Source organism: Halomonas halmophila, from assembly GCF_006540005.1.
GTDB lineage: Bacteria > Pseudomonadota > Gammaproteobacteria > Pseudomonadales > Halomonadaceae > Halomonas > Halomonas halmophila.
Genome location: NZ_BJOC01000019.1, coordinates 76,667 through 93,870, shown reverse-complemented (window position 1 = coordinate 93,870; position 17,204 = coordinate 76,667). Strand labels below are relative to the sequence as shown.

Genomic DNA, 17,204 nt, shown 5'->3' with positions numbered 1-17,204 from the left:
GCGTCGGGTGTCAGGGTGCCAGACGGAAGCATTGCCACCCGTGGCCACGCCGCTCGTAGCGCAAGCGGTCATGCAGCCGGCTGGGCTGGCCCTGCCAGAACTCGATCATCTCCGGTTTGACCCGATAACCGCCCCAGTGGCCGGGGCGCTGGATATCCTGGCCCTGGTAGGCGTGCTGGAAGCGTTGTTCGCGTTCCTCGAGCCAACTGCGACCGGGGATCACCACACTCTGGGTCGCCACCCAGGCGCCCAGTTGGCTGGCACGCGGGCGGCCGGCAAAGTAGTTGTCGGACTCCTCCGCGCTGACCTTCTCGACCGGCCCCTCGACACGCACCTGACGGCCCAGGGATGGCCACCAGAACACCAGAGCGGCATGCGGCGAGTTGGCCAGCTCGCTGCCCTTGTGGCTCTGGTAGTTGGTGTAAAACACCAGACCGGCCTCGCTGACCTGCTTCAACAGCACGATGCGGGCATGCGGCATGCCCTGGCTGTCGACCGTGGCCAGGGTCATGACATTGCCATCATCGCCTTCGCTATCCAGTGCCAGGGTCAGCCACTCGTCGAACAGCGGCATGGGCTCGTTGGGCACCTGATCTTCTTCAAGCCGACCACCTTCGTAGTCGCGCCTAATGTCGGCAATATCTCGTGTCATGGGGTTCTCCTGACAGCTGTAAACGAATGGGCTAAGAGGGTATTGATAAACGACTGTGCTTGCCCAGGCGGTGTTGAATCAGCCGCGAGTCCGATCAAGATCCGCATGGACTCGGATGTATAGTGCTTTGGCCGTGTTCGGGCGTCTTCTCCGCTGTGTTGCGAATGCCAGTACTGGCGACCAGTCGCGCCTTGTTCACGACCATGCAGCAGCGCTTCGCTAAGAGGAACCCGTCTGGGCATGCTTGACCTGACGACTGCGGAAGCGAGCATAGCCTGTGCAACCGGCGAACAGTGCCAGGGCCACCAGGGCCTCCGCGACACCGCGTGTAACCTGGCCCGGCAGGGTGGCAACCATGATGCCCTGGGCGAAGTAGAGCAGGCTGACGAAGGCCAGCCAAGCATGCCCACGGGCGCGCTGTGCCAGGATCGAGGGCAGGAACAGCACCAGTGGCAGCACGAACGCGATCAATGGGCCGACGCGGCTGGTTTCACTGTCGACCACCATGCCTCGATAGATCATCAATAGTATCAGTATCGCATAACTGCCGATGACCAGCTTGCGGCACCGGGCCACCAGTTGGTCCAGTCCCTCGTGGGCCTCGAGATCGTTCAGCCAGCGCTTCATGCGTTCTCCCCGGCCTGTTGAAGGGTCAGCGCCAGACGGGCGAGGCGCTGACCCTGGGCGAACGCCAGTTGGCGTTCATGATCATCCAGTGGGCGGTCGCTGCGTGTCCCGGCGACATGACTGGCGCCATAGGGCGTCCCCCCGGACTGGGTCCGGGTCAGCTCGACCTCGCTGTAGGGCAGGCCCGCGTAGACCATGCCATGGTGCAGCAGGGGCAGCAGCATCGAGATCAGGGTGGTTTCCTGTCCACCGTGAAGGCTGGAGGTGGAGGTGAACGCCGTGGCGGGACGGTCGACCAGCGCGCCACCCAGCCATAATTCACTGGTGGTGTCGATGAAGTATTTCAAGGGGGCGGCCATGTTGCCGAAACGTGTCGGGCTGCCGAGGGCCAGGCCGGCGCAGTTGCGCAGGTCATCGAGGTCGGCATGGATGGCCCCTTCGGCGGGGATCTCCGGGTCCACGGCCTCGCAGGTGGGCGAGACGGGAGGCACGGTGCGCAAGCGAGCCTCGATGCCACGCAGTGACTCGACGCCGGCGGCAATGCGCTCCGCCATGGCGCGCGTGGCGCCTTGACGCGAGTAGTAGAGAATCAGGACATAAGGCTGGGCAGACATGCGACTTCCTGGGGTCGAGGGAGGGATCGGGGCGGTTATGGTCAGTCGAGCAGGCTCAGCACATCTTCCGGAGGCCGACCGATGACGGCGCGTTGTCCGTCATCCGCGATCGGACGCTGCATGATCCGCGGGTGCGCAACGATGGCCTGAATGACCTGCTCGGGATCGTGGCGGTCAGCATCCAGCGCCTTCCATTCGGATTCGTTGGAGCGCACCAGCGCGGCCGAGCCTGCCTCGAGACGGGACAGCAGGGATCTCAATTCCGCTTCGTCGAGCGGTTCCTCGAGATAGCGGCGTACTCTGATATCTAGGCCGCGCTCCTCGAGCAAGGCCAGTGTCTCGCGGGATTTCGAACAGCGTGGATTGTGGAGCAGGGTCAGCATCGAAGGGCCTCATGGGTGATGACGAACGGCATGCGGCCATTGTAGGCCGGGGGCACAGAGGCCTACAACAGCCTGTCGGGAGGCTCAATCATCGCGCTTGTGCCAGGGCAGGGCTCGTTCGATGGCACCCAGTACGGTCATGATGATCAAGGCCAGCAGCGTGACCATGGCGGCCAGCGCCAGATCGCCAACGCCGGCGGCGATACCGATGGCACCGGCCAGCCATATCGAGGCGCCGGTGGTGATGCCTTGCACATTGGTGCCACTGCGAATGATGCTGCCGGCCCCGAGGAAGCCAATGCCGCCGATGACACCTTCGACAATACGCGTCGGATCGATACGTGCCGAGGGGTCGCCTTCGCCGGTCGCAAACAGGATTTCCAGCCCGACCAGCAGGAAGGCCGCGGCCCCCAGGGCCACCAGCATATGGGAGCGCAGGCCGGCGGGCTTGCGGCGGAACTCTCGCTCGCAACCCAGCACCAGAGCCAGTCCGGCGGCGGCGCAGAGACGGGTGAACATCTCGAGCAATGTCAGTTCGTTATCCATGGGCATCAGCCTACAGGCAAGGGGCCTTGACGTCATGTCATCCACCAGAATTTATACCGTTATCTATCCCACAAAAGTCATTTGATCGGTGCCAATACCCGGGACGTCAATCATCCAGGCGCTGGTAGACCCAGGCCTGCTGGCCATCGGCAAGCTCCACGCGTTCTCGCGAATAACGGATCCCCAGGCGTTCATAGCGATCCAGCTGCTGAAGTTCCTGGCGATCGACCGTCAGCAGGAGACCGTCGACGCTGGCGCCCTTGGCGCGGCTCAGGTCCAGGTCGTTGCGCGCATACCCCTTCAGTTTGGCAGGTGATGGAGACCCGGCGCGACCATAGACGATCCAGCGCACGCTGGCATGGCGCAGCGTGCCATAGACGAAGACCTGGTGCGGGCCCTCGGACACCTCGGGCAATGCGGGCGGGCGGTCATAGGTCCAGGGGCTCAACCACACCAGCCAGAACCCGGCAGCCATGACCAGCGGTGCGGCGAGTCCGGCGCTGACACCATAGCGAAGCGCTTTACGCATCTAGAGACCCCTGTAATGCGAATCCGGGCAGTAGAGGGTCATGCGGGGCATATTTCCCTCATCGGACGGCTTTGATCCATTGGAGGCTGACGCTAACATGAAGCGATCAAGCTTTCAGTTGACGTGCCTGTCGGAGGTGTCCCATGACCGAGTCACAGCGTGAAGACCTGGATTTTCGGGCATTGATGGATGACGTTCAGCCATTGCGCAGCGGCACGGATCGCGCCGATCCAGGCCGGCCGCGAACCGATCCCAGTGAGGCCCAGCTGGCGCGACGCCAGAATGCCGAGGCAGAGGATGAGACGCGCTGGGGGCTGTCCAATGATTTTGTCGATCTGGTGCCGCCCTTCGATCCCCTGGAATGGCGGCGCGACGGCATTCAGCGAGGTGTCGTCGAGCGCCTCCGCCATGGCGGCTATCCGGCCCAGGCCAGCTTGCATCTACTCCGCCGGCCACTGGAAGAGTGTCGCCGTGCCTTGCCGGTCTTTGTGCGCGAAGCGCGCGAGAGTGATCTGCGTTCGGTGCTGATCGTGCATGGTCGTGGCAGGGAGATCGACAGTGCAGCCAATGTGCTGCGTTCGTATCTGGCCAAGTGGCTGAGTGCCCTGGAAGAGGTTCAAGCCTACACATCGGCGACACAGGGCGATGGTGGCATCGGCGCGACCTGGGTGATGCTGCGCAAGAGCGAGCGGGCCAGGGCGGCCAATCGGGAGCGCCAGCAAAAGCGGCGCGGCTAGGCAGTGGCGGGTGACGTGCAGCCGTGAAAACCCGGAAGCCGATCCTCGTGGACCGGCTTCCGGGCCTGCAACCTGCGGTTACTGGCTCGCGTTCAGGCCACGTCGCGTTGCCTGGCGGCTTCGCGCATGCGCCGACGGAACAAGGGCTCGCCGGTGTCGGTACCCGGCTGATAGCTGAGGCTGAAGGTATCCAGGGCGTTCAAGGCATCCTCGACGATCTGGTCCTCGCGCAGGGAGAAGGCGTTGAAACCGCAACGCGACATGTAGAACAGCTGGTCGATCAGGACGTCACCTACCGCGCGGATCTGCCCTGCATAGCCATGTCGCTCGCGCAGCAGACGAGCGATGCTGTAGCCGCGGCCATCGGTGAATTTCGGAAAGTCGATGGCGATCAAGGGGGCCTCGAGCAACTCGGCGGCGAGTTCGCGTGTCAGCTCAGTGTCGCTGGCCAGAAGGGGCGCGACGGCCGGCCCCCGCGCCGCCTGCCAATCGGCCAGCGGCACGATCACGGCGGCGTCGGCCGGACGTTCGGCGTCTGCATCGAGGCGTGTCCACTCATCCGGCACGACCGAGCCATCCACGATCAGGCTGCGTTGCTGTTCAGGCATACACATGCTCCTTGAAGGGTTTCATTCCGATGCGTCGATAGGTGTCGAGGAAGGTCTCGTCCGGGTTGCGCTCGCCAACATAGACCTTCAGCAGCTTGTCGATGACATTGGTCACATCTTCACGATAGAAGGAGGGACCGAGGATCTTGCCCAGGGACGACTCATTGCCCTGACTGCCGCCCAGCGAGATCTGATAGTACTCCTCGCCTTTCTTGTCGACCCCGAGGATGCCGATGTGGCCCACATGGTGGTGGCCACAGGCATTCATGCAGCCCGAGATATTGAGTTCCAGCGGGCCCAGGTCGTAGAGGAAGTCCAGGTCCTCGAAGCGTTGCTGGATTTCCTGCGCCACCGGGATCGACTTGGCATTGGCCAGCGAGCAGTAGTCCCCGCCGGGGCAGCAGATCAGGTCGGCGAGCGTGCCCACGGTCGGGTTGGCCATGTCGAGCTCTTCCAGGCGTTGCCAGAGCGCCTCCATCTGGTCGACGGGCACATCGGTGAGCACCAGGTTCTGCTCGTGGGTGACGCGCAGCTCGCCATAGCCGAACTCATCCGCCAGGTCGGCGACGGCACTCATGTCGTCCGAGGTGACGTCACCCGGCGAGTGATCATGGCGCTTGAGCGACAGGGTCACGGCCTTGTAGCCGGGCACCTTGTGATCCGTCACGTTGTTGGTGACGAAGCGAGCAAAGGCACGGTTGTCCGCGCGCATCTGTTCATAGTGCTGGATGGCCGCTTCGGCAACCGCGCGACGCGGTGGCTCGACGAAGTGGTCGGCCACGGCAGTGATGGCCTCGTCGGTCAGGGTCTGAGGGCCGTCCTTGAGGTGGGCCCATTCTTCCTCGACCCGGCGGCGAAACTCATCGGCGCCCAGCGCCTTGACCAGAATCTTGATGCGCGCCTTGAACTTGTTGTCGCGGCGGCCGAACTGGTTGTAGACCCGGACCAGGGCCTCCAGATAGGTTAGCAGATGCTGCCAGGGCAGATCCTCGTGGATCACGCTGCCGATCATCGGCGTGCGACCGAGACCGCCGCCGGCCAGTACCTTGACCCGCACGTCGCCGTCCTCGTTGCGCCAGAAACGCAGGCCGACATCGTGTACCTGGATGGCCGCGCGGTCTTCCTCGGCGCCGGTAACGGCGATCTTGAACTTGCGCGGCAGGTAGGCAAACTCCGGGTGGAAGGTCGACCACTGACGGATCAGCTCGCACCAGGGGCGCGGATCGACGTCCTCGTCGGCGGCAATGCCGGAGAACTGGTCGGTGGTGGTGTTGCGGATGTCATTGCCGCTGGTCTGGATGGCGTGCATCTGCACGCTCGCCAGGTCGGCGAGGATGTCGGGAACATCCTCCATCTTCGGCCAGTTCAGCTGCAGGTTGGTGCGCGTGGTGAAGTGCCCGTAGCCACGGTCATAGCGTGCGGCGATCTCGCCGAGCTTGCGCAGCTGGTAGGACGCCAGCATGCCGTAAGGGATGGCGATACGCAGCATGGGCGCATAGCGTTGCACATAGAGGCCGTTCTGCACGCGCAGCGGCAGAAACTCCTCGTCGCTGATCTTGCCTTCCAGGTAGCGGCGCATCTGATCGCGGAACTGCGCGACGCGTTCATCTACCAGGGTCTGATCATGGTTGTCATAGCGATACATTCGACGCCTTCCTTCGATAGGGAAGTGGCACGGTTGCGACTAGTCTACCGGCCGAGCTTTATACGATAAAAGAATAAATGTGCATATTTCATATTCGAAATGGAATGAGAGTGTCTGCCCGGCCATGGCCGGGTGGCGCCGTCATCGGCGGTCGACGTTGTCCCTCATACCACCACCGTCGTCCAGCGCTGGCGTTGCCAGATGATGGCAAACCACAGGGAGTGGAGGCCACGATAGGCCAATTGTAGCCACCAGATGCCGATGAGGCCGAATTCCTGCTGGACACCGACCCACCATGCCAGCGGCAGGAAGAGAAGCCACTGCAGCCCCAGGGTGGTCAGCATGACGGTGCGATTGGCACCGGCGCCCAGCAGCGCCTGGGCCAGCACCAGGGCCGCGGCATCCATGACGATCATCAGGGCCGTCAACTGCAGCGGCAGATGCCCCATGGCGATCAGGGCGGAGTCATGCAGGAACCAGCCCAGCACGCGCTCGGGAAACACCACCAGCGGCCCCCCGAGGACGAGCAGACAGACAATGGCCACGCGCACCACGTCCCAGCCCCAGCGCGTGGCGTCCCGATGATCCTGGCGACCGAGTGACTGGCCGACCAGGCTCATGGCGGCCATGCCGAGCCCGACGCCGGGCAGTATCAGCATCAAGGACAGATTGACCAGCACATGGCCGACCGCCACGCTGGCGGTACCGATCTGTCCGAGGATCCAGAACAGCGCCGCATAGCCCGCCGCGAACCAGATCTGCTGGAAGGAATGCGGCACGGCGAGCCTCAGCGTGGTCGTCAGGGTGCCGAGCGGGGGCCAGCCGCCCAGAAAACCGCTCGCGGTGGCATGGCGCAGGCTGTAGGCGGCCCAGAGGGCCAGTCCCGCGAACAGCGACAGGGTGGTACCGGCACCGGCACCGGACGCCCCCATGGCGGGCAGTCCGAACAGGCCGAAGATCAAGCCGGCACTGGTCACGATATTGATCACATGCATCACCAGCATGATGCGCAGATACAGGCCGGTGCGCTGAATGCCGTTCCAGAAGCCGCGAAAGCAGAAGATCAAGGCCACGGGCGCCAGCGACACCACTCGCCAGCGGAAGTAGGCCACGGCATCGGCCTGCACCGCCGGATCCTGGTTGATCATTGCCAGCAGGGGGGACGCTTGCCACAGACACAGCAGGGTCAAGGGCAGGGTGATCGCCAGGGCTATCAGCAGCCCGGCATTCAGGGCCTGTCCGCGATCGCCCCAGGCCTGCTCGCCATGCCGCCGGGCCGTCTGAGCCTGCACACCGGATGACAGGCCGAAGACCACGGCCGTGACCAGAAAAATGGCATAGCCGCCGATGCCCACGCCGGCCAGCGGGACCGCGCCGAGCATGCCGACCATGGCGGCATCGATCAGATTCAGCAGGCTCTGGCTGAGCATGCCGCCAATGATCGGCAGGGCGATGCGCAGGATGGTACGCCGCCGCTTGCCTTCGGGCAGCAGGCGGGGCGTATCACGTCTGGTGGCACTCCCGGCCATCAACTGGGGTCGTAGGAGAGCACCGGCATCAGCCAGCGTTCCAGCTCGCCCAGCGTCATGCCCTTGCGCTCGGCCAGGGATTCGACCTGGTCGCGTGTGATGCGGCCGGTGGAGAAGTACTTCGACTGCGGATGCGCGAAATACCACCCGGAGACGGCCGCCGCGGGCCACATGGCGAAGCTCTCGGTCAAGGAGAGCCCGGTGTGCTGCTCGGCCTCGAGCAGGCGGAAGAGGGCGGCCTTTTCGGTATGATCCGGACAGGCCGGGTAGCCGGGAGCAGGACGAATGCCGCGATACTGCTCGGCGATCAGGGCCTCGTTGTCCAGTGCCTCGTCGGGCGCGTAGCCCCAGTACTCGGTGCGCACGCGCTCGTGCATGTACTCGGCGAAGGCTTCGGCCAGGCGGTCGGCCAGGGCCTGGACCATGATGGCGTTATAGTCGTCGCCGGCGGCCTTGTAACGCTCGGCCAGCGCTTCCACACCGTGGCCGGCGGTCACCGCAAAGCCGCCGATCCAGTCCGGCTGTCCCGTGCTCTTGGGCGCGATGAAATCGGCCAGACTGTAGCAGACGCCTTCGCGATTCTTGGTGGTCTGCTGACGAATATGCTGCAGCCGCTCGACCACCCGGGTCCGTGACTCGTCGGCGTAGACCTCGATGGTATCGTCATCCACGCTGTTGGCCGGCCACATGCCGATCACCCCGCGGGCCTGGATCAGCCGCTCGTCGACCAGGTGCCGCAGCATGGCCTGGGCATCATCGAAGAGGTTGCGGGCCGCTTCGCCGACCTTGTCGTCCTCGAGAATTCGCGGGTACTTGCCGGCCAGCTGCCAGCTCATGAAGAAGGGCGTCCAGTCGATGCGCTCGATCAGTGGCGCCAAAGGCTGGTCGGCAAAGGTCTGCAGGCCGGAGTGGGCCGGGCGCGGCGGTGTATACGCCTGCCAGTCGAAGTCCGGCTTGTGCTGGCGGGCCTGAGCGTAGCTGATTTCGGCGGCCTTGGGGCGGCGCTTGGCGTTGCGCTCTCGCACCTTTTCGTACTCGTCGCGGATGTCACTGATGTAATCCGCCTTGAGCCCCGGAGTCAGCAGCTTGCCGGCGACCCCCACGGCGCGTGAGGCATCGGTGACATAGATCACCGGGTGCTCGTAACCCGGCTCGATCTTGACCGCGGTATGAGCCTTGGACGTGGTGGCGCCACCGATCAGCAGGGGGATGTCGAAGTCCTGGCGCTGCATTTCCTTGGCGACATGCACCATCTCGTCCAGGGAGGGCGTGATCAGGCCGGACAGCCCGATGATGTCGGCATTCTCCTCGCGCGCGGTCTGCAGGATCTTCTCGGCCGGCACCATCACGCCGAGGTCGATGACCTCGTAGTTGTTGCATTGCAGGACCACACCGACGATGTTCTTGCCGATATCGTGGACATCGCCCTTGACGGTGGCCATGACGATCTTGCCCTTGGCCTGGGTGTCTTCACTCTTCTCGGCTTCGATATAGGGAATCAGGTAGGCCACGGCCTGCTTCATGACACGTGCCGACTTGACCACCTGGGGCAGGAACATCTTGCCGTCGCCGAACAGGTCGCCGACCACGTTCATGCCATCCATCAGCGGGCCCTCGATGACCTCGATCGGGCGCTGCGCCCGCTGGCGAGCGAGCTCGGTATCATCCTCGATGTAGGCGGTAATGCCCTTGACCAGGGCATGCTCGATGCGCTTCTCGACTTCCCAGCTGCGCCACTCCGCGTCTTCCTTCTGGGTGGCACCGCTGCCGTCATCCTTGTATCGGTCGGCCAGTTCCAGCAGCCGTTCGGTGGCATCGCGGCGACGATTGAGCACGACATCCTCGACGCCTTCGCGAAGCTCATCGGGCAGGTCATCGTAGACGGCCAGCTGGCCGGCATTGACGATGCCTATGCTCAGGCCGGCACGGATGGCATGATAGAGAAACACCGAGTGGATCGCCTCGCGCACGGCGTTGTTGCCGCGAAACGAAAAGGACACGTTGGACACGCCGCCGGAGACCATGGCATGCGGCAGGTGCTCACGGATCCAGCGCGTGGCCTCGATGAAGTCGACGGCGTAATTGTCGTGTTCCTCGATGCCGGTGGCGATGGCGAAGATGTTGGGGTCGAAGATGATATCTTCGGCCGGATAGCCGATTTCGTCGACCAGCAGGCGATAGGCGCGCTGAGAAATTTCGGTCTTGCGCGCGAAGGTATCGGCCTGGCCCTGTTCGTCGAAGGCCATGATGACCAGGGCGGCGCCATAGCGACGGCACCTGGTGGCCTGCTCGCGGAAGGCATCCTCGCCTTCCTTCAGGGAAATGGAGTTGACCACGGCCTTGCCCTGGATGCACTTCAGGCCCGCTTCGATGATCTCCCACTTGGAGGAGTCGACCATGATGGGCACCCGGGCGATGTCGGGCTCGCCGGCAATCAGGTTGAGAAAGCGCACCATGGCTTCCTCGGACTCCAGCATGCCTTCGTCCATGTTGATGTCGATCACCTGAGCGCCGTTTTCGACTTGCTCGAGGGCGACTTCCAGGGCGGTGGTGAAGTCTTCTTCCTTGATCAGGCGCTTGAAACGCGCCGAGCCGGTGACATTGGTGCGCTCGCCGACATTGACGAACAGCGAGTCGTGCTGGATGTTGAAGGGCTCCAGGCCCGACAGGCGACACGCCCGGTCGCGCTGGGGAATCCGGCGCGGCTCGACGCCCTGGATGGCGCGGTGAATGGCGGCGATGTGTTCTGGAGTGGAGCCACAGCAGCCGCCGATGATGTTGACCAGCCCGCTGGTGGCGAACTCGGCCACGATCGCCGCCATCTCGTCCGGGGTCTGATCGTATTCCCCGAACTCGTTGGGCAGCCCGGCATTGGGGTGGGCGGTCACGAAGGTATCGGCCTTGTGCGCCAGCTCCTCGACATAGGGACGCAGCTCGGCGGCGCCCAGCGCGCAGTTGAGACCGATCGACAGGGGCCTGGCATGGCGCACCGAATTCCAGAAGGCCTCGGTGGTCTGGCCGGACAGGGTGCGGCCGGAGGCATCGGTGATGGTGCCGGAAATCATCACCGGCACGCGCTCGCCGCGCGCCTTGAAGAGTTCCTCCAGGGCGAAGATGGCGGCCTTGGCGTTCAAGGTGTCGAAGATGGTCTCGATCAGGATCAGGTCGCTGCCGCCTTCGACCAGCGCTGCGGCGGCCTCGCGGTAGTTGTCGCGCAGCTCATCGAAGGTGACGTTGCGCATGGCCGGGTCGTTGACATCCGGCGACAGTGAGGCGGTGCGCGAAGTCGGGCCCAGCACGCCGGCCACATAGCGTGGCACGCCGGTTTCTCGCGCCACGCTGTCGCAGATCTGGCGGGCGAGGCGGGCGGATTCCCGGTTGAGCTCGGGTACCAGTTCCTGCATGCCGTAGTCGGCTTGGGACAGGCGCGTGCTGTTGAAGGTGTTGGTCTCGACAATGTCGGCGCCGGCTTCCAGGTATTCCCGATGGATGCGCGTGACCAGGTCCGGGCAGGTCAGGCCGAGCAGGTCGTTGTTGCCCTTGAGGTCGGTTGGCCAGTCGCTGAAGCGCTCGCCGCGAAATTCCGCTTCGCTGAGGCCGGCATTCTGCAGCATGGTGCCCATGCCGCCATCCAGCATCAGGATGCGGCTGGAGAGGCTATCGGTAAGCGTCGCAAGCGAGGATACGGAAACGTCGGCCATGAGTCGGGAAGATCTCCGGGAGGTCGTGAATCGAGCGTTGTTATGGGCTGTGTCATGCGGCATTCGCCCTGTGCGGGGAGCCGGATGGTGCAACATGGTAGCAAATGCCGGGCGTCAGCGGCAGGGTGGGAAAGACCCACCAAAACACTCGGGATTGTCTTGGCGGCAAGGCTCGCTTACCATGAGGGAAAACACCGATATCCTGACTCGCATCCGTCCACTTCGTCCCGGGTCGGGGCCAGACCAGTGAGAGCATCATGAGTGACAGCATCCAGATCACCGACAGTGCCCAGGATTACCTTGCCGAGCTGCTGGCCAAGCAGAACGTCGAAGGTATCGCTGTGCGTATTTTCATCACCCAACCGGGTACGCCCTACGCCGAGACCTGCCTGGCCTATTGCCGGCCCGGCGAGGAAGAGCCCAGCGATGAGCGGCTCGAACTCGAGAAGATTGCCGTCTATCTCGACAGCAACAGCGTGCCCTTCCTCGAAGAGGCCGTGGTCGACTTCAACGCCGACCGCATGGGCGGCCAGCTGACGATCAAGGCGCCCAATGCCAAGATGCCGAAGGTCAATGCCGACAGCCCGCTCGAGGATCAGGTCAATTATGTCCTGCACAGCGAGATCAATCCCGGTCTGGCGGCGCATGGCGGTGAGGTCCGCCTGGTGCAGCTGACCGAGGAGCAGGTCGCCGTGCTGTCCTTCGGCGGCGGGTGCCAGGGCTGTGCTGCCGTGGACATCACGCTCAAGGATGGCGTCGAGAAGACCCTGAAGGAACGTATTCCAGAGCTCAGCGGCATCCGGGACATCACCGACCACACGGATACCACCAACGCCTACTATTGAGACCCGGTGCCTGCCGTGGCCGGGTGGCCGCGGCAGGCATCCATCCGCTCGCGCGAGCCGGTCCCGTTCAGGCGGGGTCCTCGCGTTCCGGAGCAGGTGAGTCCGTTGTATCCTCGGCTCGCTCCCGCGCATCCCGCCACTCGCTGCGCAAGGCTTCCAGCGAAGCCCATAGCCGCTCCTCCATCTGCTGCTCGCGTTGTTGCCAGTGTTCGGCCTGCTCGGCCAGCTGGCGATCGCGTTCGGTAATACGCCCGGCCAGTTCTTCATTCTGCCGCTGCAGCTCAGTTTCTCTTTCCTGTGCCGTGACTTGGGCCCGTTCGGCCTCGTGTCGCGCCTGCTGGGCCTCGGACAGCTCCTGTTCGCGGGCCTTGTGCTGTGCCCGGACATCTTCCAGCTGACGCTCGAGCCGCTGTTCGCGTCCGGCATGGGCCTTCTCGGCCGCCTGGCGCTCCTGTCGGGCCTCATCCAGCAGGCCCATGAGGCGAGCCTCGGCGCTTTCATTGCGCTCCTCTTCCTGCTGCAGGCGTTGCTCGAGGCTCGTTTGCAGCGCTTCCAGTGCCTGCTGGTGGGCCTGCTCCTGCTCACGGGCTTCCTGTCTGGCGGCCTCCAATCGCGACTGGAGGGTCTCGACCTCTTGTTGCGCGCGGGTCAGCCGCTCCTGCAGGGCATCGTGTTCGGCCTGTAGTTGCGCCTGTTCACGGGTCCGCTCATCGAGACGCTGATCGAGTTCCGTCAGGCGCGAGGACAGGGCGGCTTCTCGCTGTTCGGCGTCCTCGGCACGGCGCTCGGCCCCGGCAACCTGCTGATGGGCCTCTTCCACGCGGGTATCGGCTTCCTGGCGATAATGCACCAGGGCGTCATTGGCGGCTTCCTGGGCCTGGCTCCACAGCGCTTCGGCCAGTGCCTGAAGCTCGGTGGGCATGCCCTGAGGAGGCGGAACATCGCGGTTTTCCTCGCGCAGCCGGCGCCATTCGCGCAAGTGTTCGCTGATGGTCGTGAAGCTGCCTGTGCCCAGGGCTTCACGAATCTTGTGCACGCTGGGGGCTTCCCCGCGTGCCATCAGGGCGTCGATGGCGCGTTGTACATCCTCGTATCGCACACCGCTGCGTGCCATGTGATCTCCTCGTGAAGGCCCGTGTTGTTTTCCCTGGTAGCCGAAGCAGGCCATGGCTGGTGTGTGCCGGCCTGTTTGGCGTGTGTCCGATGCTGCCTGGCAGCGCGCAGGATAGCGCGTTCCGGTGCTGAAATAAAGAGTTTTACATAATGGTGTATTACGTAAATATATTTACACTATTGTCGATAAATTCAAGATTACGCGTCTTATCTTGAATTATTGTCCGTGTAGCGCCACACTGGGCGAGCCGATGTGCCAACCGGACCGAGGCAAGGGCAGGGCAGTGCCCGCAGCGCCGAAAGGCACGGGCATCACCCAGGATCGCGACCACTCACAGGAATGCCCCATGGAAGACGACTCGCTGCCTGTTAATTCAGCGTCCGATGCGGCGGCCAGACCGGTCGCCGAAGAGGTCGGTAGACTGCTGTATGCGTCCGCGGATAGCCCGGCGCTGCCTGTGTCGTCATCCGGGCGCATCCAGGCTTCCAGCGATACCGAGGCGGTGGCCTGCTGGCTGGCCGAGTACCGCGCCAGCCCCAATACCCGGCGTGCCTATCGGCGCGAGGCCGAGCGGCTGCTGCTGTGGCTGCGCGAAGCAGGGCGGTCACTTCAGGACCTGCAACGTCGCGACCTGGATGACTTCGAGGCTTTTCTGGCCGATCCGCGACCCCGGGAGCGCTGGGTCGGGCCGACCAGGCCCCGCCACGACCCCGCTTGGCGTCCCTTTCGCGGTCCCTTGTCGCCCTCCAGTCGTCGCCAGAGCCTGGTGATCCTCCAGGGGCTGTTTGCCTGGCTGGTCGAGGCGGCCTGGCTGGAGCACAACCCCTTTCGGCTGATGCGCGACAAGCGTCGCCGCCTGGACAATCGCCAGTCGAGTGTCGAGCGCTATCTGGAGCGGCCCCTGTGGCAGTGGCTATGGCAGTGGCTGAATCGGCCGCCGGAGGAGGATGCGTCCCGACGCCGGCAGTTCGAGTGGCGTCGTCAGCGCTTGTTGTTCGGCTTTGCCTATCTGCTCGCGCCGCGTATCGGCGAGATGGCAGCGGCGCGCATGAATGATTTCAAGCGCCGCGAGGGGCGCTGGTGGTGGCAGGTGACGGGGAAGGGCGGCAAGCTGGCGAGCATCCCCGTGCCGCCGGACATGCTGCAGCTGCTGGCCGACTGGCGACAGGGGCTGGGCCTGCCGCCACGACCGGCGGCGGACGAGGAGATGCCGGTGCTGCGTGGTCTGAATGGTCGGCGTGGCCTGGGGGAGAACCAGGTCTATCGACTGATGCGTGCCACCTTCGCCCGGGCGGCGGATGCCCGCGGACTGTCGGCGGATGGCGAGGCCCAGCATGAGGCACAGCAGCTGCGTCGCGCCACGCCGCACTGGCTGCGCCATACGGCGCTGACCCACCAGGCGCAAGCGGGCATCGAGCTGCGCTATCTGGCCGAGACGGCCCGCCATTCACGACTCGACACCACGGCCCGCTACCTGCATGCCGAGGCCGAAGAGTGGCATCGTCAGCAGTCCGGCCATGGTCTGCCCGCATCGGGGGCGGACGACGGCGGGACGCAAGCGTTATAATGGACGTCAACCGAATCGAGGAGACTTGCATGACGACCATGAACGCCGAGCAGGCTCAACAGGAACTCGTCGAGGAATTCGACATGTTCGATAACTGGATGGATCGCTACCAGTACATCATCGACCTGGGCAAGCAGTTGCCGACCTTTCCCGACGAGTGGAAGACCGAGGAGCGCAAGATCCAGGGCTGCCAGTCGAATGTCTGGATGCACCATCAGCGCGATGGCGACAGCCTGCATTTCCAGGCCATTTCCGATGCGGCCATCGTCTCCGGTCTGATTGCGGTGCTGATGCGTATCTACAATGATCGGCGCCCGCAGGACATTCGTGACACCAGTCCGCATTTCCTGACGGACCTGGGCCTGGACAAGCACCTGTCACCGACCCGCAGCAATGGCCTACATTCCATGCTCGAACGCATCTATCGTGTCGCCGAACAGGAAGCCGCCTGAGTCGGCTAGCCGCCAGCCCGGCATCCTGCCATAATCATTTTTGAATCAATGCTGGAAGATGTAATCATTTTATCGGTGAGATAATCATTTTGACGGCTCAAGAGCAGGATGTAATCGGCTATGGCTGGCTTGCCCGATACTTCAACATACGAGTGGTTCAGCCATTTCATGTGGTGAGCTGTATCGGGCGCACGCGGCATACCCACGAGCATGAGAGTGGACGCCAGGAAACGTATCTGGAGGCCATGCGTCCTGCCGATACGCCGACAGCCCATCTCGCCTTTGCCATGAAACATGAAGGGCTGCACCTGGAGTTCCTGGCCCGTCTGTTTGGCGTCATGTCCGAACAGGAGTTGACGGCGTGGGTGCACCGCGAACCGACCGGGCAATATGCCCGTCGAGCGGGGTTCTTCTATGAGTGGTTGACTCGTCGTGAGCTGGATATCGCTGAAGTCGGCGGCAATTACCGTGATGCCCTTGATGCTCGCTACTATGTGACAAGGAGCCACCCGGTTCGAAACAGGCGATGGCGCATCAATGACAATTTACCGGGAACACCGGAGTATTGCCCGTTGGTGCGCAAAACCGAAATTGTCGAGGCATTCCGGCATTTTGATATCAGCGCTGAACTCGACACCATGGAAGGCGAATTCGGTGCTGATATTTTGCTCAGGAGTGCGGTCTGGCTGACTATCAAGGAAAGTCGGGCAAGCTTCGTGATCGAACATGAAGGGCAGCGCCGGGACCGGATTCAGCGTTTTGCGCAAGCCATGGAGCACTATTGCGGCAATCTGGATGACTCTCTGGATTCACATGCGCTTTCCGAACTCCAGCGTGCCATCCTCGGGCTTTCCACGATACAACCAGGCTTGCGGCAATCGCCGGTTTTCGTTGGGAGCAATTCGCTTCAGCACGGCTCGGTGGTTCACTATGTCTGCCCGCACTGGCAATGGCTCGCCGGGATGCTCGATGGACTACGCCATTTCCTCGCAGCTACCGAGAAGGAATCCTCGCTGATTCGGGCGGCTGTCGCCAGCTTTGGCTTTGTCTTTCTGCATCCTCTCGCCGATGGCAATGGACGAGTATCGCGCTTTCTGGTCAATGACGTGCTGCGTAGGGACGGCCAGATCCCCGAGCCATTTATCCTCCCCGTATCGGCGACCATCACGTCGACAGCGATTCGGCGAGCCGAGTATGACCGTATTCTTGAATGCTACTCCAAACCCCTGATGCAAGTTTTCACTGAAGCGGTGAGCTTCTCGGAAAAGCGTCACCGCTACGCTGATGGCATTGCGTCCGATTTCCAATTTTCTGCGTATGATCAAGCAGCTCCAACATGGAGGTATCCTGACCTGACCCGGCAAGTCGAGTATCTTCAGGAAGTGGTCCAGCATACGCTGGAGTATGAGATGCATGAACAGGCGGCTTTCCAGCGTGCCTGGTATCGGACCCGGCTGGCCATCAAGGATTGGCTGGAAGGTCCCGATGAGCATATCGACCGAATCATTCGCTCGGTACGACAGAGCGGTGGCATCAGTGGCAAGCTGATCAAGGAGTTTCCCGTGATTCAGGACGAGGAACTGGCGGAACGCTTGGTGCAGGAAGTCGAAAACGGGTTTCATGACCTGAAGGGCAATATTTAGTTAACCCTGATG

16 protein-coding genes are annotated in these 17,204 nt (G+C 63.3%); 5 read left to right on the top strand and 11 right to left on the bottom strand.

Annotated features, from left to right (window positions below; all coding sequences use genetic code 11):
- Positions 1 to 10: 10 nt before the first annotated feature.
- From pdxH to HHA01_RS07445, 6 genes are all read right to left on the bottom strand, one after another.
- Positions 11 to 652, bottom strand: a complete 642-nt coding sequence (pdxH, locus tag HHA01_RS07470) for a pyridoxamine 5'-phosphate oxidase (RefSeq protein ID WP_141319305.1) — start codon at positions 650 to 652, stop codon at positions 11 to 13.
- A 219-nt stretch (positions 653 to 871) separates the two neighbouring features.
- Positions 872 to 1,279: a DUF2069 domain-containing protein gene (locus HHA01_RS07465; protein WP_141319303.1), complete on the bottom strand. Its 408-nt coding sequence runs from the start codon at positions 1,277 to 1,279 to the stop codon at positions 872 to 874.
- Positions 1,276 to 1,893, bottom strand: a complete 618-nt coding sequence (gene wrbA, locus HHA01_RS07460; RefSeq protein ID WP_141319301.1) for an NAD(P)H:quinone oxidoreductase — start codon at positions 1,891 to 1,893, stop codon at positions 1,276 to 1,278. Before wrbA ends, HHA01_RS07465 begins: the two co-directional genes overlap by 4 nt.
- A 41-nt stretch (positions 1,894 to 1,934) precedes the next feature.
- The gene (gene arsC, locus HHA01_RS07455; RefSeq protein WP_141319299.1) at positions 1,935 to 2,276 is read right to left on the bottom strand and encodes an arsenate reductase (glutaredoxin); all 342 of its coding nucleotides are present in this window, start codon (positions 2,274 to 2,276) and stop codon (positions 1,935 to 1,937) included.
- 84 nt (positions 2,277 to 2,360) lie between these two features.
- A complete protein-coding gene (locus tag HHA01_RS07450) occupies positions 2,361 to 2,822 on the bottom strand; it encodes an MgtC/SapB family protein (RefSeq protein ID WP_141319297.1) in 462 nt (153 codons plus the stop codon).
- A gap of 106 nt (positions 2,823 to 2,928) precedes the next feature.
- Entirely contained in the window at positions 2,929 to 3,351 is a 423-nt protein-coding gene (locus tag HHA01_RS07445; RefSeq protein WP_141319295.1) for a gamma-glutamylcyclotransferase family protein, read from the bottom strand.
- A 143-nt stretch (positions 3,352 to 3,494) separates the two neighbouring features.
- Between HHA01_RS07445 and smrA the strand changes: the two genes are divergently transcribed.
- Positions 3,495 to 4,088 (top strand): DNA endonuclease SmrA, encoded by a 594-nt coding sequence (gene smrA, locus HHA01_RS07440; RefSeq protein WP_141319293.1) that lies wholly within the window; start codon positions 3,495 to 3,497, stop codon positions 4,086 to 4,088.
- A 92-nt stretch (positions 4,089 to 4,180) separates the two neighbouring features.
- Here smrA and HHA01_RS07435 read toward each other — a convergent pair whose 3' ends face one another.
- The 4 genes from HHA01_RS07435 to metH all read right to left on the bottom strand — a co-directional run bounded on the left by HHA01_RS07435 (position 4,181) and on the right by metH (position 11,571).
- Complete coding sequence (locus HHA01_RS07435) at positions 4,181 to 4,696, bottom strand: DUF934 domain-containing protein (protein ID WP_141319291.1); 516 nt, start codon at positions 4,694 to 4,696, stop codon at positions 4,181 to 4,183.
- Positions 4,689 to 6,341: a nitrite/sulfite reductase gene (locus HHA01_RS07430; protein WP_141319289.1), complete on the bottom strand. Its 1,653-nt coding sequence runs from the start codon at positions 6,339 to 6,341 to the stop codon at positions 4,689 to 4,691. The genes HHA01_RS07435 and HHA01_RS07430 overlap by 8 nt, the downstream gene beginning before the upstream one ends.
- A 164-nt stretch (positions 6,342 to 6,505) precedes the next feature.
- The gene (locus HHA01_RS07425) at positions 6,506 to 7,870 is read right to left on the bottom strand and encodes an MATE family efflux transporter (RefSeq protein ID WP_141319287.1); all 1,365 of its coding nucleotides are present in this window, start codon (positions 7,868 to 7,870) and stop codon (positions 6,506 to 6,508) included.
- Positions 7,870 to 11,571 (bottom strand): methionine synthase, encoded by a 3,702-nt coding sequence (metH, locus tag HHA01_RS07420; RefSeq protein WP_141319286.1) that lies wholly within the window; start codon positions 11,569 to 11,571, stop codon positions 7,870 to 7,872. Before metH ends, HHA01_RS07425 begins: the two co-directional genes overlap by 1 nt.
- 257 nt (positions 11,572 to 11,828) lie before the next feature.
- Between metH and nfuA the strand changes: the two genes are divergently transcribed.
- The gene (gene nfuA / locus HHA01_RS07415; protein WP_141319284.1) at positions 11,829 to 12,416 is read left to right on the top strand and encodes a Fe-S biogenesis protein NfuA; all 588 of its coding nucleotides are present in this window, start codon (positions 11,829 to 11,831) and stop codon (positions 12,414 to 12,416) included.
- Between the two features lie 67 nt (positions 12,417 to 12,483).
- Here the strand turns inward: nfuA and HHA01_RS07410 are convergent, their stop codons facing one another.
- A complete protein-coding gene (locus HHA01_RS07410; protein ID WP_170214850.1) occupies positions 12,484 to 13,530 on the bottom strand; it encodes a DNA-binding protein in 1,047 nt (348 codons plus the stop codon).
- Between the two features lie 346 nt (positions 13,531 to 13,876).
- On the opposite strand from HHA01_RS07410, the gene HHA01_RS07405 reads away from it, so the two are divergent.
- The 3 genes from HHA01_RS07405 (at position 13,877) to HHA01_RS07395 (ending at position 17,192) form a co-directional block, all read left to right on the top strand.
- Positions 13,877 to 15,097 carry a tyrosine-type recombinase/integrase gene (locus tag HHA01_RS07405; RefSeq protein WP_141319280.1) on the top strand — a complete coding sequence of 407 codons (1,221 nt, stop codon included), beginning with the start codon at positions 13,877 to 13,879 and terminating at the stop codon, positions 15,095 to 15,097.
- A gap of 29 nt (positions 15,098 to 15,126) precedes the next feature.
- Positions 15,127 to 15,549, top strand: coding sequence for a SufE family protein (locus tag HHA01_RS07400; protein ID WP_141319278.1), 423 nt, complete (start codon positions 15,127 to 15,129; stop codon positions 15,547 to 15,549).
- Positions 15,550 to 15,638: 89 nt separating this feature from the next.
- The gene (locus HHA01_RS07395) at positions 15,639 to 17,192 is read left to right on the top strand and encodes a Fic family protein (protein WP_141319276.1); all 1,554 of its coding nucleotides are present in this window, start codon (positions 15,639 to 15,641) and stop codon (positions 17,190 to 17,192) included.
- Positions 17,193 to 17,204 lie beyond the last annotated feature (12 nt).